Source organism: Halomonas sp. NYA30 (genome assembly GCF_976980765.1).
On the sequence record NZ_OZ334477.1, the window covers coordinates 2142684 to 2167092 of the forward strand.

Consider the following 24409-nt stretch of genomic DNA (forward strand, 5'->3'; position numbering starts at 1 on the left):
TATGCTCAATGCGTCGCCGATTAACGCACTCGCGCTCAATGCGCCGCAGCCGACTGGCGGCGAGGCATTTGATGTTGCCGAGCGTATGGAAGTCTACCTGCTCGATGTGGGTGGCCAGCGCGTGCCTATGTCGTCATTCCAGGCTACGATGCAACGCTCGGGCGCGTCGTTTCTGCAAGCCATCATTCCCAATGGCAGCGAGTACATCAGCCTGCTGAATAATGGCCAGCCAATGCAAGTGCATCTCGGCTACTACTATCCACAGCCCGATGCGTTTAGCGGTCTGGCGACAATCGCTGAGGCACCGCTTGAGCAGATTCGCAGTGACGAGGGTGCCACGCGCCACACCATCACCATCTCAGGGTATGGGCAATACAAAAGCGATACGTTAAGCCAGCGCAAGCTCAAAGGCGTGCAGACGCGATCGGTTAATCAGGGGTTGCGCCGCATCCGCTCGGAAATTGACCAGCTGTTGCGCCCAAATCACTACGCGGTAGATACCGATGGCAGCGTGTTTCGTGTCGATAAAATTCAATATTTCGTCAATGCGACGAGCGCGGCGATGGAAGTGACCGAGCTTTATGTGCCGAAGGCCATCACGATCGCCTTCGATACGACCGACTGGGTGCAATACCTCGGCGGCGATTGGGTCGTTGCACCTGATGGTACGCAAATTAGCAGCGCCAAAATCACGGATGATCAAGAGAGCGTGATGACGCTATCCGTGCCCTACGTGGCTAGTATAACCGTGAGCTACAAAGTCAGTTCAGAAGGCAACTATGACTACTTCGTGATCGAGGTTAACGGCGAGCAGGTATTCAGCGATAGCGGCGACAAATCCGCGTCATGGCTTAGCACAACCTTTGAAGCTGGACCCAGCGACACCGTGCAGTTTATTTACCGCAAAGACGGCAGCGTTAGCGAGCTTGATGACAAGGCATACATCCAGCAAATCAGCATCGTGCCAGCATAAGGAATGTATCGTGGGCAAAGCACGCATCATTGAGGCGCTGGGCGAAGGCCAGTATATTATCGAAATCATCGAATCGCGCGAACGAGCTGAGGCCGCAAAGCAGCAGGCTCAGGGCCGCATTAATCGCAACCAGGCCAGAATCACCGAGCTGGAATCAGAAATCAGCGCCGCGCAAAATGATGTAGATACAGCCGTTGCAGAGCAAAACGACGCCATCAATCTGTACCAGCAGCAAGTGCAGGGCGGTGGCACATCGAACATCGACCTTGCCAGCTATGCCCAGGCCATTCTTGATGCTGCCACCAGGCGCGATTCGCTCGCAGGAGAGCAACAGGTGAAACAAGTGATGATTACGTCAGATCAAGCACTAATCGCTAGCGTGGATGCGCTGCCGCCATTGCGCCAAATGCAAGCCTGGTGCGCTGATTTAACGGAAGATTTGAACGGGGAAGTGGCCACAGCCGAAATTCCCGGTGAAATTGGCAATGTGATCATCAAGCCTGGCTTTGAAGGTAACGCCTGGAGCGCGGCGGAAGATGGTGCCATTCAACCAGCATTGGCGGGCACTCCGGCAGGTGTGTTTTACAATCTGGCGATGATGCCCGGCTGGCAGAAATGGCGGCCAACCTTTCGCATCGCAGCCATCACCATCCTGAGCGGTAACACTTGCTCGATCAGCCTGGACGCGGCCAGCAGTAGCCAGCAGGGGCTGGGCGTTAATGCGCAGTCGAGCTACAGCAGCGTGCCAATTCTCTATATGGACTGTAATGGTGGCGCTTTCGAGGAAGGCGATAAGGTGCTGGTGGCGTTCGCGGGGAATGTTAGCGGGCCGACAGTCGTGGGGTTTGAGGCGGCCCCCAAGGGGTGTTGTAATCCGGAGATTTTAGCAACGGCACCATCCACTGATACGTGGAGGATAAAGGAGGATTTCTTAAACTACGAGGTCAACGGTACTGAAAGTGTGCAATGGCGAGTTACCGAAGGAAGCAATAACGAAAATACGCTATATGAAGGGGGTGTGACTCGGGATGCCGAGGGTGTTTTGCGGCTGTCTGGGTTGCCGGATGAAATTGTGTTAGTAGAAGAGGAACTTGTGTCACACCTTTTTTTCGGGGAGAGTTCAACTCTGGACGAAGGTGAGCTTGTGGGTAATATCAGCATACCCGCTATTCCCGAATACGCAGGCGGTACTTTTTACCTAATCTTTCACTTTATACCCCCTGGTGAATACCCCACTAATCATACTGATTATGGGAGTGTGTTTGATACTGGCCCCATAGATAGTGCCGGCAGGGCTATACCTCAATATTTTAATGAAGAGGAGTTTGTTTATGTGGGCTATGAGGGGGAGTCTGGTTGGGATTACGCACAGCAAAAAGGGAAAGGTCTGTGGTACATCCAAGAATCGGGATTTGTGAATTTGCGGTTGGAAAAACGATGTTCTAGTAGCGCGGAGTGGCCCGAGTGATGTTGAGTAATTTTGGATGTTGGCCATTTGCGGCGGCCCGCCTTAGCACTGCGGTTTTTGATAATGCCGCCGAAATGATCAAACTAGGCGTAAGAGCAGGCTTACAAACCCTGTATCCGATTTCTTACATATCCCACACCAGTAAACTGCTACTCTAGAAGTGTGACGCCAGGGCCGACGCTTATATAGCATGACGAACGCGTCACGCCACGGATAGGCAGTTTAGAAAGGGCAAGATCAAGGTGGCCACGGATGGCTTAACCTTTCCCTCTCTGCGGCATTCTCTTTCTGCATTCAGTTCGCCAGTTTACTAACTACTAATACAGCTTGATGGTTGAGTCCAGCCTATCGGCTAGCTCAAGCGCAGCTTTGCCATGCTCTCTCTCAAGGGCGCCCGCCAAGCATTAAAAACGAAAAAAGCACCTCTTGGGTGCCTGATATGCTGACTGAAAAACTGACCATGCTATGCCCAAAACAGCCTACATGTGACTAAATAAGGGGAGGGGGGTGAAACTAACTTCTTGAAAACTAACTAGTAATTGGTGCGGATGGGGAGACTCGAACTCCCACACCTTACGGCACTAGAACCTAAATCTAGCGTGTCTACCAATTCCACCACATCCGCTAAGACGAGGCGTATATTATCAACTTCGTGATAGAAGTCAACCATGAGTTTAATATTAATATCTCTATTGGGGAGAAGGCATGAATGTAAAACAATGGCTACAGCGTGGCGGCCATTGGCTAAAGCAGGCCATGCCTGGCTATTGCGCCTTTTGTTTGGCCCCCGCCTTGGCGGGGCGGGGGTGGTGCACCGTCTGTTTAGTCGGGCTGCCGTGGAACCTAAATGCCTGTCGACAGTGCGGTGACCCTGTTTCCCATGGGGCGAGCTTGTGTGGTCACTGTTTGATTGACCCACCGGCATTTTCGACCACCCAGGCGGGGCTTTTATATCAGGGACCTATTAAAGCGCTGGTACATGATTTTAAATTTCACGCCTCCCCGCGGGCGGGCACGTTGTTAGCGGAGTTAATGGTATTAACGCCGCCGCCTACCCAAGCAGACGCACTGTTGTCGGTACCTATGCACCCAGCGCATGCTCGTACACGAGGATTTAATCAATCGCAGTGGTTAGCCGAGAGGCTCAGTCGCCATCTTGATATACCATTAGTGTCTGCCAAGCGAGTGAAGGATTCCCCCTCCCAGCGGACGTTAAACCGTCGTCAACGGGCTGCTAATTTGGTGGGCGCCTTTGTGTTTGAAACGACGCCACCAGCGCATGTGTTGATCATAGATGATGTTGTCACCACAGGCTCAACGGGTCACGCACTGGCGCGCGCGGCGCTAGAGGCGGGCGCAGAACGTGTCGATATTTGGGCGACCGCGCGGACATCCTTGGGCAAGGATTGATAGAATAGCGCTTTAGCTTATTTAAAAGCCTTTTTGCCAACCCAGGAGTGACCGATGTCACACCCGTTTAGCTCTCTTTCGCCCGACCTAGTGATGTCTGCAATAGAGTCGCTTGATGTTTGGCCCGCCGGTGAGCCTTTCGCACTGAATAGCTATGAAAACCGTGTGCTCATGTTTCGCGATGACGACGGCAAAAACTGGATTGTTAAATTTTATCGGCCCGACCGTTGGTCAGACGCGGCGATTCAGGAAGAGCACGATTTTTTACAAGAGCTCGCACATCAGCAAGTGCCAGTCGTTGCGCCTTGGCGTGATAAGGACAATGTCTCGTTACACTATTTTAAAGCGTATCGATTTGCGCTCTTTCCCCACTGCCCAGGCCAGGCGCCCGAGTTAGATAATCCATCGCACTTATTTGCCATGGGGGAGGCGTTAGGGCGGTTGCATAAAGAGTCGGTCAAAAAAACCTTTCAGCACCGGCCTCGGCTAGAAATGGCGAGTGGTATTTTAGATGCTCAGCAGCGAGTGCAGGCCACTAATTGGATGAACCGTCATCAGCGCCGGGCCTACGATAATGTAATTGAGAAGGTGCATCAGCAGCTTGTAAAACATACGGTGCCCGCCAGCAGCATGATTCGCTGCCATGGTGATTGCCATTTGGGCAATGTGCTGGGGCGTGATGAGGACTTTACGCTAGTTGATTTTGACGACTGCATCATGGCGCCTGCTATGCAGGATATCTGGATGCTACTGCCCACGGATGACCCCCAGGGATGGCGATCATATCTAAGTGAAATTACCGAAGGGTATGAGGAAACCTGCTCATTTCCTACTGATCAGTTGGCGTTGATAGAGCCACTGAGAAGTTATCGTTTAATTAGGCACTCAGCGTGGCTGGTCTCACGCTGGGATGATCCTGCGTTTCCCCGTGCTTTTCCCTGGTTGGCGGATAGTGGCTATTGGGATCAGCATATCCGCCAATTAGAGCAGCAGTGCCTGCAGTTAGATCATCCACGCTGGCTGGCGTAAAAAGCGAGGATTAGTCTGGCACGGCTTCTTCACGGGGCACAGGGTTAGCGATGCCTTCTCCTTCAACTTGGCGGCGTTGTTCGTTCAATTCTTCAGAGGGGTTGTCCTGCTCTTTAATCTCGAGGGATTCATCCAGTGTAAGAACGAATGTTTGACCAGGAGAAAGCGTGCACGGAGTGCCTTCGCACGCGATGCCGTACTGACCATCTTCGGCATACGCGCTGGCGCTGAATTCACCCGTAAAAATATCACTGTCCGCATCGTGTGTTTCAATGCAGGTGGCCTCTTTCGTGGTAACACGAATGCGCTCATCGACTAATTGGGCATTGCCCACGATGACGCAATATTCAGGCAGCGAGTGCGATGCCCTCTCAGCTTGAGTGGGGTGCAGCAAAATATCGTTAAGACGTGCTTGGTTTGACTCAAAAGTAAGCTCTTCAACAACCTCAACGCCAACAGTCGCTTCATTAGGTAGTGAAAGGGTGGCTTCTTCGGCGACAGACGTTAGTGGCGTAGCGAAAAAAAAGGGGGCCGCAACGGCGGTTAACCAAAAGGGTGTTGGCTTAAATAACATGGCAAACTCTCAATGGTGGTGCCTGAAATAAAGGCAATCAATAATGATGATTTATCATAGCACAGGCCTCTAGGTTGCAAAGTGAGCACCGCGGCGCTCTGCCGCAGCTAGAGAGGCCATTGGCAGGCGAGATGCGGTAAAATAATGAAAATAATTAATTTTTATTGTGCGGTTTTTATGAAAAGTATACTTTTTGTATAACATGGGTAGAGGAAGATGATGGTTATCATCTCTCTAGCGATAGTTTTTACTTTTTCCATGCGCAAAGGGTAATGACCCACGTGGCCGTTTGGACGCGATTGCGCACGTTTTTGAAACAGTTTTGAGACAGTTTTTGAAGAGGCTAACTATGTCCGATGATATCGCCGAGCACTACCGCAAGATAATTTCAGCCCTTGGTGAAGATCCTAACCGGGAAGGGTTGCGAGACACGCCAAAGCGTGCGGCCAAGGCTATGCAGTTTTTGAATGCAGGCTACACTCAGTCATTGGACGAGATTATTAATGGCGCAGTGTTTGAATCGCAAACGGATGAAATGGTGTTGGTGAAAGACATTGAGCTCTACTCAATGTGTGAGCACCACCTGCTGCCATTTATCGGTAAATGCCACATTGCCTATCTGCCCAACGGCAAAGTATTAGGATTGTCTAAGTTTGCACGTATTGTCGATATGTTTGCGCGCCGCATGCAGATTCAAGAGAACTTAACCCGTGAGATTGCAGATGCCGTTCAGGAAGTGACTCAGGCAACGGGCGTTGCTGTGGTCATTGAGGCGCGTCACCTCTGCATGATGATGCGTGGCGTAGAGAAGCAAAATTCCAGTATGACATCATCGGTAATGCTGGGTGGTTTTCGTAGTAACCAGGCGACCCGGCAAGAGTTTTTAATGCTGATTAACTGATTTAACTGTCGGTAATTAGCAAGTAAAGCACGCTGTAAACTTGGTCTAAAGGGGTGTTTCGTCTTAGCATGAAGAGGTTAATGAGCCTATAAGGCCATCATTTTGGTCAGGAGCCTGTCATGGAAGCGCTTAAAGAAACACAGCTGTATTGCCCCTTTGCCTATATAGACGGTAGTTGGGTCGCGGCGGATAGCGGCGAGCAGATCACCGTATTGAACCCGGCAACCGGCGAAGCGATTGGCGATATTCCCCGCTTGGGAAAGGTTGAGACTGAGCGAGCGATAGACGCAGCGGATGCTGCACTACCAGCGTGGCGTGCCCTTACCGCTCAGGAGCGTGCTGACCTGCTGATGAAGTGGCACGATCTAATGATGGAGCATCAGCAGGATCTCGCTATGCTGATGACCTACGAGCAGGGTAAGCCGCTCAAAGAAGCGGCGGGTGAAATTGCCTATGCGGCCAGTTTTCTACGCTGGTTTGCCGAAGAAGCGCGGCGTGTTTATGGCGAAACGATTCCGGCGGCAAAAGCCAATCAGCGTATTGTGGTTACCAAACAGCCGGTAGGGGTGGTGGGCGCGATTACCCCCTGGAATTTCCCCGCGGCGATGATTACCCGTAAAGCCGGTGCTGCGTTAGCTGCTGGCTGCACAATAGTGGTGAAGCCTGCGAGTCAGACGCCTTTTTCAGCCACTGCGCTTGCGCTATTGGCCGAGCGTGCCGGTATTCCCCGCGGTGTGTTCAACGTGGTGCCCGGTAGTGCCAGCGATATTGCCCAAGCCATGACCCAGTCGCCCAAAGTGCGCAAGATTACCTTCACTGGCTCGACCGAAGTAGGTCGCAAGCTGATGGCGCAAGCGGCAGAGCACGTTCAGAAGATCTCGCTTGAGCTGGGCGGCAATGCGCCGTTTATCGTGTTTGAAGATGCCGATTTAGATGCCGCCGTAGAAGGCGCTATGGCCGCTAAATTCCGTAACGCTGGGCAAACCTGTGTTTGCACTAATCGCTTCCTGGTTCAGTCCAGCGTGATTAACGCCTTTTGCGAAAAGTTAGCGGTTGCCATGAACAGCGAGCTGCATGTCGGCGATGGCACTAAGCCGAATATTAATATCGGTCCGCTCATTGATGGCAATGCGGTTAAAAAAGTCAGTGAGCATGTGCAGGACGCCATCGATAATGGTGCAGAGCTGTTGTTGGGCGGGCATCCGCACCCGTTGGGCGGTAACTTCTTTACGCCGACGCTGATCAGTTTTGCGACCGACAAGATGAAAGTGGCCCACGAAGAGACCTTCGGTCCGCTCGCGGCTGTCTTCCCGTTTGACGATGAAGAGACCGCGATTGAAATGGCCAACGATACCCAGTATGGCTTGGCTTCTTACTTCTATTCGCGTGATCTCTCCCGCGTATGGCGCGTCGCCGAAGCACTTGAGTACGGTATGGTCGGGATTAATACCGGCGCCATTTCTAACGCTGCTGCGCCGTTTGGGGGTGTCAAAGCCTCAGGCTTAGGCCGTGAAGGCGGCCATCAGGGCTTGGAAGAGTACCTTGAAACCAAGTATCTATGTATTGATCTTGGCTGAGCCCTAAGTGTTCTTTTTTAAGTAAGACTGGGTGAAAAAAGCCCTCATCAGCGCGCTGCTGATGGGGGCTAGTTTTTACGGTATCAGTTTGATGCCGATAGTGTGGCTAAACGTCGTGGCTACTCTTAGTGGCGGAAGTGGCGCATGCCGGTAAACACCATGGCAATGCCTGCTTCGTTGGCGGCGTCGATCACTTCCTGGTCGCGCATGGAACCCCCCGGTTGAATCACGGCGGTAATGCCTGCGGCTGCCGCGGCATCAATGCCATCGCGGAACGGGAAGAAGGCATCAGACGCCATCACTGATCCGGGCACCGAAAGACCTTCGTCGGCGGCCTTAATGCCGGCAATTTTAGCCGAGTAAACGCGGCTCATTTGGCCTGCGCCAACGCCCACGGTTTGGCCCTCTTTGGCATACACAATGGCGTTGGATTTGACGAACTTGGCCACTCGCCAGGCAAAGGCCAGATCACGCAGCTCCTGTTCGCTAGGGGCGCGCTGGCTGACCACTGTCAGGTTGTCACGGGTGACCATTCCGTCGTCACGTTCCTGCACCAGTAACCCGCCGTTGACACGCTTAAAGTCCAGCGCAGGCTGCTGCTCGCCGGGCCAGTGAGCGCTGACGTCCAGCAAGCGTACGTTTTGCTTATTCGCCACGATGGCAGCGGCTTCATCGCTGACCCCTGGGGCAATAATTACCTCGACAAACTGGCGATCAATGATCGCCTGGGCTGTTTCGGCGTCTAGCGGTGTATTGAAAGCGATAATGCCGCCAAACGCACTGGTAGGATCAGTGGCAAAGGCTTTGTCGTAAGCGGCTAAGGCGGTTGCGCCAATGGCGACGCCGCAGGGGTTGGCGTGTTTAACAATCACGCAGGCTGTCTCGTTAAAGGCTTTTACACACTCAAACGCAGCGTCAGTATCGGCGACATTGTTATACGAAAGCGGCTTGCCTTGGAGCATTTTGGCAGTAGCGACACTGGGCTCGCTCGCCTGGGGGTCAACGTAAAAGGCTGCCTGCTGATGCGGGTTTTCGCCGTAGCGCATGTCCTGCTTTTTCGTTAGCTGCAGGTTAAAAGTGCGTGGGAAGGTCTTATCGCTAGCATTCACTTGGCGACCCAGGTAGTCAGCAATCGCGCCGTCGTAGCCAGCGGTGTGTTCAAACGCTTTTACTGCTAAATCAAAACGCGTGGCGCGACTCACCTGGCCATCCTGGGCGGCCAACTCACCAAGTACCCGCGCGTAGTCACTGCTATTGACCACGATAGTGGTGTAGGCGTGGTTTTTAGCGCAGGCGCGTACCATGGTTGGGCCGCCGATATCGATATTTTCAATCGCATCTTCCAGCGTGCAATCAGGCTTGGCTACCGTCGCGGCAAATGGGTAGAGATTGACAACCACCATGTCGATCGGGGTGATGTCGTTCTCGGCCATAACCGCATCATCCTGACCACGGCGCGCCAGGATGCCGCCGTGAATTTTCGGATGCAGCGTTTTTACCCGGCCATCCATAATTTCGGGGAAGCCGGTGTGTTCAGACACTTCTTTCACTGCAATAGCATTTTCCTGCAGCAGGCGGAAGGTGCCGCCAGTGGAGAGCAGTTCAACACCGTGCTCCGTCAGGCCGCGGGCAAATTCTACAATACCGGTTTTATCAGAAACGCTCAAAAGAGCGCGGCGGACGGTGGTGGCGCTACTGTCAGTCAATGAAGAACTATCAGCCATGAGAGGATTATCAGCCATGAGAATGCTCGTATGCAGAGTCGAGAATAGAAAATAATAACGCCCCAGAGTTATGGGGCGTCACCTTCGATAAGTCCGTATTGCTTGAGTTTTTTACGCAGGGTGCCGCGGTTCAAACCGAGTACATCCGCGGCACGGGTCTGGTTGCCGTCGGTGTGCTCCAACACGCAGGCGAGTAACGGCGCCTCTACTTCGGCCATCACCATGGCGTAAAGGTCGCTGGCTTGGCTGCCGTCTAAGTGTTCAAAGTAGCGGCGCATTGCCGTTTCAACAGCCTCTCTAAGTGGCTGTGGCGGTGAGCTAGCAGCCGGGTCCGCAAGCGTGCCCGTTAAATGGGAGTAGCTCTCGCTGGAACGGGTGTCGCTAGAAGAATAGGTGTCGCTAGAGAGAAGATCGCGTTCGGTCATGCAGCATGGCTTCCTTTGGCTAGCAAACGTATGGCAGCACCGGGGGCCATCACGTCGTTGATCCAATCAAATTGCGTTTCAGGTGACGCTAACGCATTGAACTGCTGCTTAAGCGCGCGCTGCTGAGGCTGCGTAAAGCGTGGGTCGTCGCTGAGGTACCAGCCGACATGTTTGCGTGCGATACGCACCCCCATGGTCGTGCCATAAAACTCATGTAACGCCTCGACATGCCCGTGTAGCACGTGCTGGCGCTCCACAAGGGTGGGTAGCGCCAACCGTTCCCCATGCTGAAGATAGTGGTTAATCTGTTGAAATATCCACGGGTTGCCCTGAGCACCACGGCCTACCATTACTGCATCAGCGCCGGTATAAGCGAGTACCTCGGCGGCTTTTTCCGGGCTTGTTATGTCGCCGTTGGCTATCACCGGTATCGAGAGGTGAGATTTTATCTCAGCAATCGTGTCGTACTCTGCCTGTCCAGTATAGCGCTGCTGGCGGTGACGGCCATGTACGGCGAGTGATTGAATGCCTGCTGACTCAGCTAAGCGGGCAATTCGCAGGGCATTGTTTGATTCGGCACACCAGCCGGTGCGAATTTTCAGCGTTACTGGAATGTCGACCGCTGAAACTACTGCGTCAAGAATCTCGGCAACCAAGGCTTCATCGCGAAGTAGCGCCGACCCAGCGGCTTTGTTGCAGACTTTTTTCGCGGGGCAGCCCATGTTGATATCGATGATCTGCGCCCCCAACTCTGCATTTAGCCGCGCCGCCTGCGCCAGCATTTCAGCATCGCCACCGGCGATTTGTACCACGCGCGGGTCGGGCTCTCCGCGATGGTCCATCCGTAGCTGCGATTTACGCGTGTGCCATAAGCTGGGGTCTGACGTCACCATTTCACCCACCACCCAGCCAGCCCCCAGCCGCCGACACAGCTGGCGAAAAGGCCGGTCGGTGACGCCGGCCATGGGCGCGAGAATTACCCGGTTGGGTAATGCATACGTCCCAATGGTGACGGGCTCATCGGTGGCTAGTGCATTGGCTACAGTCATGGCGTTAGGCTTTATGTGTGCTGGGCTAGCGGCGAGTAGGCGATTCAAGGGGGCGTATGATACGCCTACTCGGTGATGGGGTGAAGGCCGTTTGCCGCTTTAACGCGGACGCTGGCCGTTAAGTCGCACCCAGCCTTCGCGAATCACTGGCTCTTCCATGGTGATTCCCTGTGCGGCATAGGCTTCATAAACCTCATTTGCCTGGTTCGCCAAGATGCCGGATAGTGCAATGCGGCCGCCAGGGGCCACGTGCCCGGCAATCATTGAAGCAAGCTCGACTAGCGGGCCCGCTAAAATATTGGCGGTCACAACAGGATAGCCGCCGCCATCGCTTAACTGCTCAGGGTAGTAGAGAGTTAAGTCCGGCTCGGCAATACCGTTACGCTCGGCGTTGTCGCGGCTGGCTTGGAGTGCCTGCGGATCAATATCGGTAGCATCAGCATGGCTAGCGCCCAGCTTGAGCGCGGCGATAGCAAGAATGCCGGAGCCGCAGCCCACATCCAACACGGTCTGCTGTGCTAAGTGCCCAGCCACGGCCAGTTCATCCAACCACTCCAAGCACAGCGCGGTGGTCGGGTGCGTGCCCGTACCAAATGCCAGGCCGGGGTCGAGAATCAAATTAACGGCGTCGGCATGGGGCGGTTCGTGCCAGCTTGGTACGATCCACAGCCGCTGGCCCATCTGCAGCGGTGTGAAGTCATCCATCCATTCCCGCTCCCAGTCCCGGTCAGCCAGTAGCTCATATTCGATGGCGGGGCAGGGCTCCTCAGGCATCTGTTCGGACCATGCCGCCTCAATACGTTCCAACATGCTTTCGACGCCCTCTAGGTCATCGTAAAGGCCGGTTAGAATGGTGTCTTCCCAGAGCGGTGTGGTGCCACGTTCTGGCTCAAATACCGGATCATCGTGGGCATCCTGAAGGCCAATCGCTGTCGCGCCTTCACCAAGCAGCAGTTCTTCGAGAAACTCTGCTTGTTCAGGGGCGACATGGGCTTTGAGTTGGAGCCAGGGCATGGAGAGTCTCCGCAGGGCGAATTAAAGACAAATACAGTCAAGACAGATTCAGTAAAAACAAAGACGTTAAAGACAGAGACGGGGTGGACATGGCCACCCCGCTGGGCATCACTCTTAGCGCTGGAAAGCGTTTGCAGCGCGATTAGCTGCTGAGCTTCTTTTCCAGGTAGTGAATGTTGACACCACCTTGACGGAAGTAGCTATCGCGAACCAAATCTTTTTGTAGATCGATATTGGTTTTAATACCTTCCACCAATAGCTCGTCGAGAGCATTGCGCATGCGCGTCAGCGCTATTTCGCGGTCGGCGCCCCAGGTGATCAGTTTGCCGATCAGTGAGTCATAGTGAGGCGGCACGGTGTAGCCGGTGTAGAGGTGGGAGTCCATACGGACACCCAGGCCACCCGGCGCGTGAAACAGCGTTACCTTGCCAGGGGAGGGCATAAAGGTGCGCGAGTCTTCAGCGTTAATCCGGCACTCGAAGGAGTGACCGTTGAGCTTTACATCTTCCTGGCGAATCGACAGCGGCAGACCCGAGGCAATGCGCAGCTGCTCTTTAACGATATCGACGCCGGTGACCATCTCGGTAACAGGGTGCTCTACCTGAACGCGGGTATTCATCTCGATGAAGAAATACTCGCCGTCTTCGTACAAGAATTCAAAGGTGCCTGCGCCACGGTAATTGATCTTAATACATGCTTGGCGACACGCTTCTAGCACTTGGGCGCGAGCTTCCGGATCAAGACCTGGTGCAGGCGCTTCTTCAAGCACTTTCTGGTGACGGCGTTGGAGTGAGCAGTCGCGGTCATAAAGATGAATCGCGTTGCCCTGACCATCCGCAAGCACCTGAACTTCGACGTGGCGCGGTTTTTCGAGGAATTTCTCCATATAAACCGTGCCATCACCAAAGGCGGCGTGGGCTTCAGTGCGAGTAACGGTGATTGCCGAAAGCAGGTGGCCTTCGGTGTGTACCACACGCATGCCGCGACCACCGCCACCGGAGGCTGCCTTGATGATGACCGGGTAGCCGATGCGACGCGCAGTGGCTAAATTGGTCGCATCATCGTCACCCAAGGGGCCGTCTGAGCCTGGCACCGTGGGAACGCCCGCTTCTTTCATCGACTGGATAGCACTGACTTTATCGCCCATCAGGCGAATCGTCTCTGCGCGGGGGCCAATAAAGGTAAATCCCGAGCGCTCAACCTGTTCGGCAAAGTTGGCGTTTTCAGACAAAAAGCCGTAACCGGGGTGAATAGCGGTCGAGTCAGTGACTTCGGCCGCACTGATCAGGGCCGGAATATTTAAGTAAGACTGCGCTGACGATGCCGGTCCAATACACACGGCTTCATCCGCCAGGCGAACATGCATGAGTTCACGATCAGCTTTGGAATGTACCGCAACGGTTTTAATGCCCAGTTCTTTACAGGCCCGTAGGATACGGAGGGCAATCTCGCCGCGGTTGGCGATAAGTACCTTGTCCAGCATGGGAGAGTCCACCCGTGTTGAAAATGAAGGATTAAGCGATGACGATCATGGGTTGATCGAATTCGACCGGCTCACCATCTTCTACCAGGATGGCTTCCACCACGCCGTCGCGGTCAGCTTCAATCTGGTTCATCATTTTCATGGCTTCAATAATACAAATGGTATCGCCTTGCTTGACGCTATCACCGACTTCTACAAACGACTTGGCGCCCGGCGCGGGGCTGCGATAGAAGGTGCCTACCATCGGGGAGTTAACTGCTTCACCACGGTAGCTTGTGCCTTGAGGCTCAGCTTCAGCAGCCGGTGCTGATGTAAGAGCGGGAGCTGCTGCATAGCCTGGCTGCTGTTGTGCGTATTGCGGCATGGGCTGTGGCTGCCACGAGGCGCCATTAGGGTGGCGGCTGATACGAACGGACTCTTCGCCTTCCTGAATTTCAATCTCGCTAATATTGGACTCTTCGAGCAGCTCGATCAGTTTCTTAACTTTGCGGATATCCATGGCATAGCCCCATCAATGTCATAAAAGAAGATTATGAGAAATAATCACACAGTAACCGTGGCCTATAGGCGAGTTGCTGCGCGGCGCTGCGCGGCTCATCTATAGGCGCAGTAAACCAAATTTAAAAATGAAGAGAACGCTGCATGTTAGCGAACGTTACCCCGTTCTCACCCCTAAAAAAGGAAGTTTTTAGCTAATATGGGAGCGGAGTTTGCCGAAAAAGTGCCAGGATGTCCAGCGACAGCCTAAGCCAGTGCTTAAACTGTCGCTGAATGTAGATTTAAACAACTGTTTGACGATATTCGCGTCAAAACGCTGCTTAAGCGCCTTAGTGGGCAAGGCTCGTAGGGTGGTGGCTCAACTATTGGCAAGCCACTGGCTAACGGATTCAAGATGTTCATGCAGTTGGTCGGCAGTGACTTCGCCTTGAATGCGCGCATCACGAATTTCTTCGCCTTGACTGAAAAACAGCAGGCTCGGCGGACCGAAAAGATTGAACTGATCCAGCAGCTCACGACTTTGTGGGTCGGTCTGTGTCACGTCTGCAGCAATTAACGTGTAACCCTCCAATGCCGCTGAAACACGTGGGTCAGGATAGACATCGCGCTCCAGTAGCTTGCATGAAATGCACCAGTCAGCCGTAAAGTGAACAAACGCTGGCTTATTAGTACTGTTCGCTTGGGCGATGGCTGCCTCAAGCGCGGTAAGGTTATCGACCTCAACAAACTCAAGCTGTTCCACTTGAGACTCGCCAGACCCAATTGAGGTGGCCGCAAGAGGACGCAGCGGGTCACTGCCACCTTGCGCGGCACCAATGACCAGCAGAACACCCCACGCCAGCAGTAAAACCCCCAGCGTTTGACGTGCCCGCGGCCACCCTTGCGGTTGATTGAAGTTCAGCGCCCCAAGCGCCAGCGCCGCGCCGATAGCGAGTGCTGCCCATAGAAGCAGTGCAATGGGCGCAGTGACTAAACGCTCGATCATCCAAATTGCCACGCCCAGCAGTAAAAGGCCAAAGGCAATCTTGACACCATTCATCCAGGCGCCCGAACGGGGTAACAGCGTGGCGCCAAAGGTGCCTACAAAAAGAAGCGGTACGCCCATGCCAAGGCCCAGCGCAAAGAGCACCGCACCACCCATGACTGCATCGCCGGTTGAGGATATAAACACCAGGGCTCCGGCCAATGGCGCGGTGACGCAGGGTGACACCACCAATACTGAGAGCGCACCTGCTAACGCTAATCCCGCTGGGCCACTGCGCTGAGCGCGAGCCTGCCAAGCGTCAATACGGGTGGCTAAGCGGGGCGAGAGATTAAGCGTGAAGGCTCCGAACATCGCCAGCGCAAAGAGCGTGAAGAGTACAGCGAAAGTGATAAGCACAGGTGCCGACTGTAAGCGTGCCTGAAGATTAAGACCGGCGCCGAACAGCCCCATCAATACCCCGACCAGGGCGTAGGTCAGCGCCATGCCCAGCACATAGCTTAACGAGAGGGCAAAGGCGCGTGGGCGGGTGGGGTTCTGGCCGACGACGATGGATGACAGAATCGGAATCATCGGTAATACACAGGGCGTAAATGTCAGCCCTAAACCGGCGATAAAAAACAGCCCCAGCGCCAGCGGCAGGCTAGCATCGCTGATTAGCGCGCTAAAGCGGCTATCTTCGCTTTGAGGCCCTGCGAAGTCACTCTGTGAAGTAGCGGTAGCGGTTTCACTAGCGGCGCTATCGCCTTCTTGCCAGTTCGCAAATTGACTGGGCGGCTCAGTCTCACTCGCCTGTAGGCTCAAGCGTTCCGGTGGATAGCATAGCCCTGCATCCGCGCAGCCTTGAAAGGTTAACTCAACGTTTAGCGGGCCTGCGTAGGGGGCGCTCAGCGGTACTTCAAACACCACCTGGTCGCGGAATATGTAAACATCGCCCATGAATTCATCGTTGGTGAACGTGCCTTCGGGGATGTTGGGTTCGCCAAGCGTTATACCCTCGGTCTGACTGGAGACAGCAAACTGATGCCGATAAAGATAGTACTCATCGGTGATGTCGGTACCGATAAAAAGCGTTTCTCCATCGTGCCAAGCGGTAGGCTGAAAGGCTTCCATTACCGGTAAAAATTCATCTTGGTTGCTAGACGATGAAAACCATTGGGCGTGTGCGCTCAGCGGTAACCAACCGAGGAAAAAAACAAGTAAGGGAAATAGGCTCAGGCGTTTAAGAGATAACACGGTGCGTCCTTAATTAATGGCATCGCAAGCTAAGACAAATAGCATACCGCAACCTTGAATCTCTCGCGTATACGCTGCGGTGACGTGACGCGGTCGCTAATGGTGTGTTAATCCTAACAACCTAAAAGGTCGCCCGAAGGCGACCTTTTCACATACACAGAAGCAGCTTTAGAAAACGATTACGCTTTCTGGTAAGCGATAACGGATTTTTCAATCGCTTTGCGCGCAGCGTCAGCGCCTTCCCATGACTCAACTTTTACCCATTTGCCTTTTTCGAGATCTTTGTAGTTCTCGAAGAAGTGGGCGATTTGCTGGCGCAGCAGCTCAGGTAGGTCAGTGACTTCCTGAATGTCATCGTAGAGCGAGCTAAGCTTGGCGTGGGGCACGCAAATCAACTTGGCATCTTCGCCGGCTTCGTCGGTCATGTTTAAAATGCCTACCGGACGAGCACGAATAATGCTGCCGGGTTGAACCGGGTGCGGGGTCACAACCAGCGCATCGAGGGCGTCGCCGTCATCGGCTAGGGTGTGGGGAATAAAGCCATAGTTGGCAGGGTAGAACATGGGGGTGGCCATAAAGCGGTCAACGAGTAGTGCGCCCATGTCCTTATCAATTTCGTATTTGATTGGATCGTGGTTGGCTGGAATTTCGATCACCACGTAAACGTCGTTGGGGAGATCCTTTCCAGCAGGGATATTATCGAAGTTCATCGTTGATTCCTTGGTAGTACTGTGGCTTGAGTCGTGCAGAGGTTAGGTAATCGTTACAGAGTCGTTGATGGCGAAGAATTATACGAACATGACTACTCGATTACCAATGCGACATAGGTGGGCCGGTGTGGTTTAGCCGTTGCCTATTATGAGGGAAATCAAAAAGGAGCGCATATAAAAGCGCGCTAATACGATAGAGACGTTTGTTGGGCATCGTTTCTGCTCCGCTGCGTGTATTATAGGCAGCGTTTATTGACAGTGTTGGTTGACAGTGAAGTCCCTCGATCGAGTCGGCAGCCTAGGAGGATGACTTGTCGCACGCCCAGTTGCTCATCAGTTATGGTCAAGCATTTGTCGCGCCGGACCGGCGCCTGCACCGCAGTTCAATGTCAGTTCGCTTTCCTGAAGCGCCGCTGCTGCGCGCCAAAGGTGGCTGTGCCGTTATCAGTGACTCCATCTCACGCAATACCATGGCCAAGCAGGCCGGTGATTTAAGCGTGCGCGGCTTTCTGGCCGATTACTTCTCGACACCTGATCATTGGGATGTCAAAACCTCGGCCACCCGCGTGCTGCGTGCCCTTAATAGCTGGTGCTACAGCCAAAGCCAGCATGTGAAAGAGGGCAGCTTTGTCTCCTCCATGTCGGCGATGGTCTTCCGTGGGCGCGAAGCGCATCTGTTTCACATGGGCGACACGCTGGTGTTCCGTTTGCGCGGGGCCGAGTTTGAGCAGTTGAGTCGTGATCATGTCACCGACTTAGGGGGGTACCGTTATCCTTCCCGCGCGTTGGGTATGGATGGCAGTGTTGATATCGATTACACCCATATAGCGCTCAAACAGGGCGACCTGTTTCTGTTCACCACTCAGGGTGTGCGCGGTACGCTGCTGCCTTCCGACTATGTGCGCTTGATCCGCCAAGATGCTAGTGATCTGGATGCCGCCTGTGAGCGGCTTGCCGATGAGGCGAAGCAGCGCGCTCAGGATCGTGGCTACGGTGGCGATCAGTTTTGCTTCCAGTTGGTGCGAATCGATGAGTTGCCTGACGAAGTGACAGAGCATCCTGGGCAGCTTTATGGCGACCTGCCGATTCCGCCAGAACTGGCGCCGGGTGAGCGTTTAGATGGCCTTGAAGTTCTCGCTGTGCTGTCACGCACGGCGCAGTCGCGGGTTTATCGCGTTCGCGATGTGCATAGCGAGCGTGAAATGGTTATGAAAGCACCCAGCCCGGAGCTTTCGTTGCGCAACGCCTATCTGGAGCACTTCCTGCTTCAGCAGTGGGTGGTTGAGCGCGTCAATTCGCCGTTTGTGGTCAAGGTGATGGAGCCGTCCCGGCCGCGCCGTTATCTCTATTACCTGATGCAGCATATTGAAGGTGAAACGCTGCGACAGTGGGCTGAACGTCATCCTCAAGCCAGCTTAACGCAGCGCTTAGATATTGCTAACCAGCTGGGTAAGGCGGTGCAGGCACTGCATCACCGGGAAATTATTCACCAGCAGATTAACCCCGATAATATCCTGATCGACCCGCACGGCAAGCTGGTGCTTACTGATTTTAGCGCCTGCCATATGCGCGATGGCGAAGGGCATCGCCACTCGGGGGAGTTGCTCCGCCAAATTGGCTTCAACGAGCACACCGCCCCTGAGTATGCGTTGGCCGACAGCATTGGTCGGCGCAGTGACCAGTACTCGCTGGCATCCACGACCTACTGGTTACTCACAGGTGCCTTGCCCTATACCTTGACGCCCAATCGCCTGCGCAGCCATACCGATCTTGAAGAATTAACCTATCGCAGCGCGCGCACAACCAACCCTGAGATATCCCAGGACTTGGACGATGCGCTACGCCGTGCTTTGGATCCGCAGCGGGCTCTGCGCTTTAGGCGCCTATCGGAGTTCTTGCATGCCCTTAGGATTCCGCTGGGGCGGTTGCCGAACCGGGAAGAGAGCCGCCAGGAGCCGCGGCGTTTCTGGCAGGGGGTAGCAGGTATATTGCTATTGCTGCTCGTGCTTTCCTGGCTGTTGCGTTAGTAATCAGCCATGTGAAACGGGGCGATGAATAGCTTCATCGCCCCGTTTTTTATTGCCGCATAGCTGTTTCGCTGCGTGCGCGGTTTACAGCGTAAAAGTAGGCAGCTTGCGCTCTGCTTTTGCCAGTTTCAGCTTGGCCACTTTCGGCAAGCCATTCTCAAACGGGGGGAAATCCTCGCCCTGGATCAATGGTGAGAGGTAATCCCGGCACGTCTGGGTAATCGCAAAGCCGTTGTCGCTGATAAAGTCGCGGGGCATAAATTTCTCTTTATTGGCCACCTGTGACAGCGGGGCAGAGATGACATCCCACTGGTAAGGTGACTGAGAAATACGACGAATAGCGGGCATCATGGCATTTTTGCCTGCTAGCGCCAGCGTCACCGCTTCGCGACCCACCGCATAGGCCTGTTCAACGTCGGTTTTAGACGCTAGGTGGCGCGCCGCGCGCTGTAGATAATCGGCCACTGCCCAGTGGTACTTGTAGCCCAAATCCTGCTTGATCATACCCGCAAGTGTGGGCGCTACGCCGCCCAGCTGGCGGTGGCCAAAGGCATCGGTATTACCTGCATCGGCTAAGAAAGTGCCATCTTCGTAGCGGGCGCCTTCAGAAACCACGATCACGCAGTAGCCATATTGTTTAACGCTTTCTTCAACCCGCGCCATGGCCGCTTTACGGTTAAACGGAATTTCCGGGAAGATAATCATGTGCGGCGGCTCGCCTTCGCCTTCGCCCGCTAAACCACCGGCAGCGGCGATCCAGCCCGCGTGGCGGCCCATGACTTCAAGCACAAATACCTTGGTGGAGGTGGCGCACATGGAAGCGATATCCAGCGAGGCTTCCAGCGTAGAGGTCGCAATGTACTTAGCGACACTGCCAAAGCCCGGGCTGTTATCGGTAATCGGCAGGTCGTTATCCACGGTTTTAGGCACGTGGATCGCGGTAAGCGGGTAGCCCAGTTTCTCGGAAAGTTGTGAGACCTTTAAGCAGGTATCGGCACTATCGCCGCCACCGTTGTAGAAGAAGTAGCGAATATCATGAGCTTTAAAGACTTCGATTAAGCGCTCGTACTGGGCGCGGTGAGTATCAATGTCTTTTAGCTTATAGCGGCAAGAGCCGAAAGCGCCGCCTGGCGTGTGGCGCAAGGCTGCAATCGCTTCGTCACTCTCTTGGGTAACGTCGATTAGGTCTTCCGTTAAAGCCCCGATAATGCCGTTATGACCGGCATACACCTTGCCAATCTGATCGGGTGCTTGACGACAGGCTTCGATAACGCCACAGGCACTGGCGTTGATCACGGCGGTGACGCCACCGGATTGGGCGTAAAAGGCATTATGCTGGGCCATGGAAACGTCTCATCTCCTGAAAATGGATAAAGTTAATCGAAATCGTTTTATCACCGCCAATCACGCGCTAACCGGCATTGTCGGTGTTAAAGCACATTGCTGTAATGCGGCAAAGTTTAGCGTAAAGCCTGGTTTTCTGCATTAGCGGCTCTCTGCATTACTGCCTCTATGCATGAGTAATGCATCAGCGGCTAGGCGGCGGATGCCAGGTTCTACTCTGTGCCATCCATCTCTTGCTCGCGCTGGGCAAGCTGCCAGCCGCCCAAATCTTTATAGCGATTCACCATGGAGCAAAACAGCTCAGCAGTTCGCTCAGTATCGTAACGGGCGGAGTGGGCAGCTTTATTATCAAACTCAATGCCAGCAGCACGGCAGGCGCGGGCAAGCACAGTTTGCCCATATATCAAGCCAGCTAGCGTGGCGGTATCAAAACTAGAAAACGGGTGAAAAGGATTGCGCTTAATGCCACAGCGATCCACCGCCGCGTTCAAGAATCCCTGATCGAACGCCGCATTATGACCAACTAAGATGGCGCGAGTGCAATCGTGAGCTTTGATTGATTTACGTATCGGTCGAAAAATTTCATTGAGTGCTTCAGCTTCGCTAAGCGCGACCTGGCTGCGCAACGGGTCATCCAGGTTAATGCCGGTAAAATCGAGTGCCGACTGCTCAACATTCGCTCCTTCAAAGGGGTGAATGTGGTAAGCATAGGTGGCATCAGGCAGCAGGTTGCCTTCTGGATCCATGGTCAGCGTAACGGCAGCAATCTCAAGTACGGCATCACCTTGGGCATTAAATCCCCCGGTTTCTAAATCAACGACCACCGGCAGGTAACTGCGAAAACGTTGGGCCATTAATTCGCGGGCAATTGCCTCGCTCATGCAGCTCTCCTTATGTTCAAGCGAGTAATAGTCTTCAAGCGAGTAGTAGTAAAGCGAGTAACCATTCGACATTAGCGGCAAGCCGCCGCTTTGAATGGGGTGATTCTAGCAGCTTTAGCCCCCAGGCGTCGTTGACGGTATTCGCTGGGCATTGAGAACGCTATACTCAACGTCTGTCTCAAAGATCTATCTCAACGGTCGGTCGCAAAGAGCTCTCGCATCAGCCAAGTGTGAATGGCTAGCGTGGTTTTGTTTTATCAATTTCTTATGGTCAATGAGGAGCAAAGAATGTCCGATGTCAAAAAGGTTGTGCTGGCATATTCAGGCGGCCTGGACACATCCGTCATCGTTAAGTGGTTGCAAGAAACTTACAACTGCGAGGTAGTGACTTTTACTGCCGACATCGGTCAGGGCGAAGAGGTCGAACCAGCGCGTACCAAGGCGCAAGCCCTTGGTGTAAAAGAAATTTACATCGAAGACCTGCGCGAAGAGTTTGTGCGTGACTACGTTTACCCCATGTTCCGCGCTAACACGATTTATGAAGGTGAGTACCTGCTGGGTACCTCTATCGCTCGGCCATTGATCGCCAAGCGCTTGATCGAAATTGCCAATGAAACCGGCGCCGACGCTATTTCTCACGGTGCTACGGGTAAAGGTAACGACCAAGTTCGCTTTGAGCTTGGCGGCTATGCCCTTAAGCCCGGCGTGAAAGTCATCGCCCCATGGCGTGAGTGGGACTTAACCTCTCGCGAAAAGCTGATGGCGTACTGCGAAGAGCATAAAATTCCGGTCGATTTTGCCAATAAAAAGAAAAAATCGCCTTACTCCATGGATGCCAACTTACTGCATATCTCTTACGAGGGCGGTATTTTGGAAGATCCTTGGGCCGAAGCCGAAGACGACATGTGGCGTTGGAGTGTCTCTCCTGAAGCCGCACCCGATACCCCTACCTACGTTGAACTGACGTATGAAAAGGGTGATATCGTGGCCATCGACGGCGAGCCGTTGAAAGCCCACGAAGTGCTAGAAAAGCTCAACAAACTAGGTGGCGACAACGGTATCGGCCGTTTGGATATTGTTGAAAACCGCTATGTGGGCATGAAATCTCGTGGCTGCTATGAAACACCTGGCGGCACTATTATGTTGCGCGCTCACCGTGCGATTGAGTCGCTAACGCTAGACCGCGAAGAAGCCCACCTGAAAGATCAACTGATGCCGAAATACGCGGAAGTGATCTACAACGGTTACTGGTGGAGCCCAGAGCGTCGCATGCTGCAAGCGGCCATTGACGAGACCCAAAAGAATGTAGCGGGTGTCGTGCGTATGAAGCTCTATAAAGGCAACGCTACCGTGGTTGGTCGCAAATCTGATGAATCGCTGTTTGATGAGTCAATTGCGACATTTGAAGATGACGAGGGCGCTTACAACCAGAAAGATGCTGAAGGCTTTATTAAGCTGAATGCCCTCCGCCTGCGTATTGCCGCTGGCAAAGGCCGTAAGCAAAGCTAGTAAAACCTAGTTAATTATAAAAGCGTATATCTTGTCAGGGCGGCAGCTATTAGCTGCCGCCCGGCATGTTAAGGAGCCACTATGTTAAAAAAATTATTATCTGGCCTCTTTGGTAGTGATCGTCAGGCTGCGCCAGGCGCTACCACCAAAGCGGCTGATGCCGTGGAGTACAAAGGTTATGAGATTGTATCTCAGCCGGACGATCAAAGCGGCCAATATCGCGTCAGCGGTTGGATTCGTAAGGCTGATGCCAGCGGTGAAACCCTTGAACACCGTTTTGAGCGTTCCGATATGCTGCCAGGTCGCGAGGCGTGTGATGCCATGATGGTCACTAAAGCGCAGCGCTATATCGATGAAGTAGGGGAGGCAATGTTCGAGCCTGACCCACGTCGTGCTGGCGACAGTTCAGAGTAAGCCGACACAAACGTTCGTAAAGGAGAGGCGTATGCGTGTAGTACACCAAGCCTCGCCCTGGCGCTCCTTATTTAATGAGCATGGACATTTAAACACCATGGCGCTCGACGCGCCGCTCCAGCATCTTTTCTCAAAAACCTCTTCACCTCAGTCTTCCATTGCCGACGCTTATGCTTGGCAACCCTCCTTGGTTGAAACACTAGCACATTACGATTTACCCGCTTGGCGTATCAGCCAGATCATTAGTGATCATAATGCTTGGCTATACCGGCGCGCTATTGCCCAGTCGCTTGAAGAAATGCAGGCGCAAGGGTGGGGCACACCGCCGGCCGATTACTGCGTGTTGATGCTAGGTTCGGCGGCTCGCTATGAAAGCTTGCTGGGCCCTGATCAAGATAATGCACTGATTATCGATGATTATCCCGATCATCGGCACGTTGAGATTGACGGCTACTTTCAAGCCCTAGGCGAGCGGTTTACTCAACATCTGGATGAAGCCGGCATTCCCCTTTGCCGAGGCCATGTGATGGCTCGCTGGCCAATGTGGCGCAAGCGGATAAGTGAATGGCAAGCACAGCTGGAAATCTGGAGCGCTGACCGCCGGGTGAAGCGTGTTCAGCAGACCAATATCTTGCTCGATTTTTCCCCCATCGCTGGCAATTCAGCACTTGCCGCGCAACTGGGAGATAGCATCGCTGCGATACTCCCTAACGCAGCGCTTTATATGGATGAAATGGCGGCGCTGCTGAATGAGCTGCCGGTAGCTTTGAACCGCTTTGGGCAACTTGCCTCGAGCCCACACCTTGAGGCTCCTCACGAGCAAGCCATTAATCTGAAACTTCAGGGCCTATTGCCTTTGATTAGCGCTGCGCGTTTGTTCTGCCTGCGTTACGGGCTGCGCCACATAGCCACCCGCGAACGGTTGATCGCGCTCAGTCATACGGGAGATGGTCATATGGTAAATGCGCTAACGTCGGCTGAATCGGCGTTGCTTATAGCCGCTTTCGAGCGTCTACAGCAGCGCTTATTGGAACAGCAGCGTTACAACAGAGCCCGTGGCCAAGCCGCAGACGCCTGGGTGGATCTTCGCCGCCTGCGTGAAGACCAGCGCCTGCTGTTAAAATTTGATCTGCAGCAGATTAGAGCGTTTGTTCAGCGCGCCAAAAGTGGTTAGCGATAAG

21 protein-coding genes and 1 tRNA gene are annotated in these 24409 nt (G+C 53.9%); 10 read left to right on the forward strand and 12 right to left on the reverse strand.

Features of this window, described 5'->3' with window-relative positions:
• The first annotated feature begins 1 nt into the window (after window position 1).
• Together ACWI0H_RS09845 and ACWI0H_RS09850 are read left to right on the forward strand one after the other, a co-directional pair.
• Complete coding sequence (locus tag ACWI0H_RS09845; protein WP_485876035.1) at window positions 2-973, forward strand: hypothetical protein; 972 nt, start codon at window positions 2-4, stop codon at window positions 971-973.
• Window positions 974-983: 10 nt separating this feature from the next.
• A complete protein-coding gene (locus ACWI0H_RS09850; protein ID WP_485876036.1) occupies window positions 984-2441 on the forward strand; it encodes an HlyD family secretion protein in 1458 nt (485 codons plus the stop codon).
• A gap of 540 nt (window positions 2442-2981) precedes the next feature.
• Here the strand turns inward: ACWI0H_RS09850 and ACWI0H_RS09855 are convergent.
• Window positions 2982-3066, reverse strand: a tRNA-Leu gene (locus tag ACWI0H_RS09855).
• Between the two features lie 80 nt (window positions 3067-3146).
• Between ACWI0H_RS09855 and ACWI0H_RS09860 the strand changes: the two genes are divergently transcribed.
• A complete protein-coding gene (locus ACWI0H_RS09860; protein ID WP_485876037.1) occupies window positions 3147-3851 on the forward strand; it encodes a ComFC family protein in 705 nt (234 codons plus the stop codon).
• A gap of 54 nt (window positions 3852-3905) precedes the next feature.
• Complete coding sequence (locus tag ACWI0H_RS09865; RefSeq protein ID WP_485876038.1) at window positions 3906-4880, forward strand: serine/threonine protein kinase; 975 nt, start codon at window positions 3906-3908, stop codon at window positions 4878-4880.
• Window positions 4881-4890: 10 nt separating this feature from the next.
• On the opposite strand, the gene ACWI0H_RS09870 is transcribed toward ACWI0H_RS09865, so the two are convergent.
• The gene (locus ACWI0H_RS09870; protein WP_485876039.1) at window positions 4891-5454 is read right to left on the reverse strand and encodes a hypothetical protein; all 564 of its coding nucleotides are present in this window, start codon (window positions 5452-5454) and stop codon (window positions 4891-4893) included.
• A gap of 349 nt (window positions 5455-5803) precedes the next feature.
• On the opposite strand from ACWI0H_RS09870, the gene folE reads away from it, so the two are divergent.
• Window positions 5804-6355 carry a GTP cyclohydrolase I FolE gene (gene folE, locus ACWI0H_RS09875; protein WP_485876040.1) on the forward strand — a complete coding sequence of 184 codons (552 nt, stop codon included), beginning with the start codon at window positions 5804-5806 and terminating at the stop codon, window positions 6353-6355.
• A 119-nt stretch (window positions 6356-6474) separates the two neighbouring features.
• On the forward strand, window positions 6475-7932 hold the full coding sequence (locus ACWI0H_RS09880; RefSeq protein WP_035558642.1) for an NAD-dependent succinate-semialdehyde dehydrogenase: 1458 nt from the start codon (window positions 6475-6477) through the stop codon (window positions 7930-7932).
• A 125-nt stretch (window positions 7933-8057) separates the two neighbouring features.
• Here the strand turns inward: ACWI0H_RS09880 and purH are convergent, their stop codons facing one another.
• The 8 genes from purH to ppa form a co-directional block, all read right to left on the reverse strand.
• The gene (gene purH / locus ACWI0H_RS09885) at window positions 8058-9674 is read right to left on the reverse strand and encodes a bifunctional phosphoribosylaminoimidazolecarboxamide formyltransferase/IMP cyclohydrolase (RefSeq protein ID WP_336274591.1); all 1617 of its coding nucleotides are present in this window, start codon (window positions 9672-9674) and stop codon (window positions 8058-8060) included.
• Between the two features lie 50 nt (window positions 9675-9724).
• Window positions 9725-10081, reverse strand: coding sequence for a DNA-binding transcriptional regulator Fis (gene fis, locus ACWI0H_RS09890; RefSeq protein WP_336274590.1), 357 nt, complete (start codon window positions 10079-10081; stop codon window positions 9725-9727).
• Window positions 10078-11130 (reverse strand): tRNA dihydrouridine synthase DusB, encoded by a 1053-nt coding sequence (gene dusB, locus ACWI0H_RS09895; RefSeq protein ID WP_336274589.1) that lies wholly within the window; start codon window positions 11128-11130, stop codon window positions 10078-10080. The genes fis and dusB overlap by 4 nt, the downstream gene beginning before the upstream one ends.
• A 99-nt stretch (window positions 11131-11229) precedes the next feature.
• Window positions 11230-12144, reverse strand: a complete 915-nt coding sequence (gene prmA / locus ACWI0H_RS09900; RefSeq protein ID WP_336274588.1) for a 50S ribosomal protein L11 methyltransferase — start codon at window positions 12142-12144, stop codon at window positions 11230-11232.
• 142 nt (window positions 12145-12286) lie between these two features.
• A complete protein-coding gene (gene accC, locus ACWI0H_RS09905; RefSeq protein WP_008956427.1) occupies window positions 12287-13627 on the reverse strand; it encodes an acetyl-CoA carboxylase biotin carboxylase subunit in 1341 nt (446 codons plus the stop codon).
• Between the two features lie 31 nt (window positions 13628-13658).
• The gene (accB, locus tag ACWI0H_RS09910; RefSeq protein WP_485876041.1) at window positions 13659-14126 is read right to left on the reverse strand and encodes an acetyl-CoA carboxylase biotin carboxyl carrier protein; all 468 of its coding nucleotides are present in this window, start codon (window positions 14124-14126) and stop codon (window positions 13659-13661) included.
• Window positions 14127-14483: 357 nt separating this feature from the next.
• The gene (gene dsbD, locus ACWI0H_RS09915) at window positions 14484-16343 is read right to left on the reverse strand and encodes a protein-disulfide reductase DsbD (RefSeq protein WP_485876042.1); all 1860 of its coding nucleotides are present in this window, start codon (window positions 16341-16343) and stop codon (window positions 14484-14486) included.
• Between the two features lie 179 nt (window positions 16344-16522).
• On the reverse strand, window positions 16523-17053 hold the full coding sequence (gene ppa / locus ACWI0H_RS09920) for an inorganic diphosphatase (protein WP_008956424.1): 531 nt from the start codon (window positions 17051-17053) through the stop codon (window positions 16523-16525).
• A gap of 311 nt (window positions 17054-17364) precedes the next feature.
• Here ppa and ACWI0H_RS09925 point away from each other — a divergent pair, with 311 nt between their 5' ends.
• Complete coding sequence (locus tag ACWI0H_RS09925) at window positions 17365-19080, forward strand: bifunctional protein-serine/threonine kinase/phosphatase (RefSeq protein ID WP_176303550.1); 1716 nt, start codon at window positions 17365-17367, stop codon at window positions 19078-19080.
• 84 nt (window positions 19081-19164) lie between these two features.
• On the opposite strand, the gene ACWI0H_RS09930 is transcribed toward ACWI0H_RS09925, so the two are convergent.
• Both ACWI0H_RS09930 and rnt read right to left on the reverse strand, forming a co-directional pair.
• Window positions 19165-20424: a 6-phosphofructokinase gene (locus ACWI0H_RS09930; protein WP_176303551.1), complete on the reverse strand. Its 1260-nt coding sequence runs from the start codon at window positions 20422-20424 to the stop codon at window positions 19165-19167.
• Window positions 20425-20636: 212 nt separating this feature from the next.
• Window positions 20637-21305: a ribonuclease T gene (gene rnt, locus ACWI0H_RS09935; protein ID WP_485876043.1), complete on the reverse strand. Its 669-nt coding sequence runs from the start codon at window positions 21303-21305 to the stop codon at window positions 20637-20639.
• A gap of 288 nt (window positions 21306-21593) precedes the next feature.
• On the opposite strand from rnt, the gene ACWI0H_RS09940 reads away from it, so the two are divergent.
• The 3 genes from ACWI0H_RS09940 to ACWI0H_RS09950 all read left to right on the forward strand — a co-directional run bounded on the left by ACWI0H_RS09940 (window position 21594) and on the right by ACWI0H_RS09950 (window position 24402).
• Complete coding sequence (locus ACWI0H_RS09940) at window positions 21594-22814, forward strand: argininosuccinate synthase (RefSeq protein ID WP_176303553.1); 1221 nt, start codon at window positions 21594-21596, stop codon at window positions 22812-22814.
• 81 nt (window positions 22815-22895) lie between these two features.
• Window positions 22896-23228 carry an HlyU family transcriptional regulator gene (locus ACWI0H_RS09945; RefSeq protein ID WP_485876044.1) on the forward strand — a complete coding sequence of 111 codons (333 nt, stop codon included), beginning with the start codon at window positions 22896-22898 and terminating at the stop codon, window positions 23226-23228.
• Between the two features lie 31 nt (window positions 23229-23259).
• Entirely contained in the window at window positions 23260-24402 is a 1143-nt protein-coding gene (locus tag ACWI0H_RS09950) for a DUF294 nucleotidyltransferase-like domain-containing protein (protein ID WP_485876045.1), read from the forward strand.
• Window positions 24403-24409 lie beyond the last annotated feature (7 nt).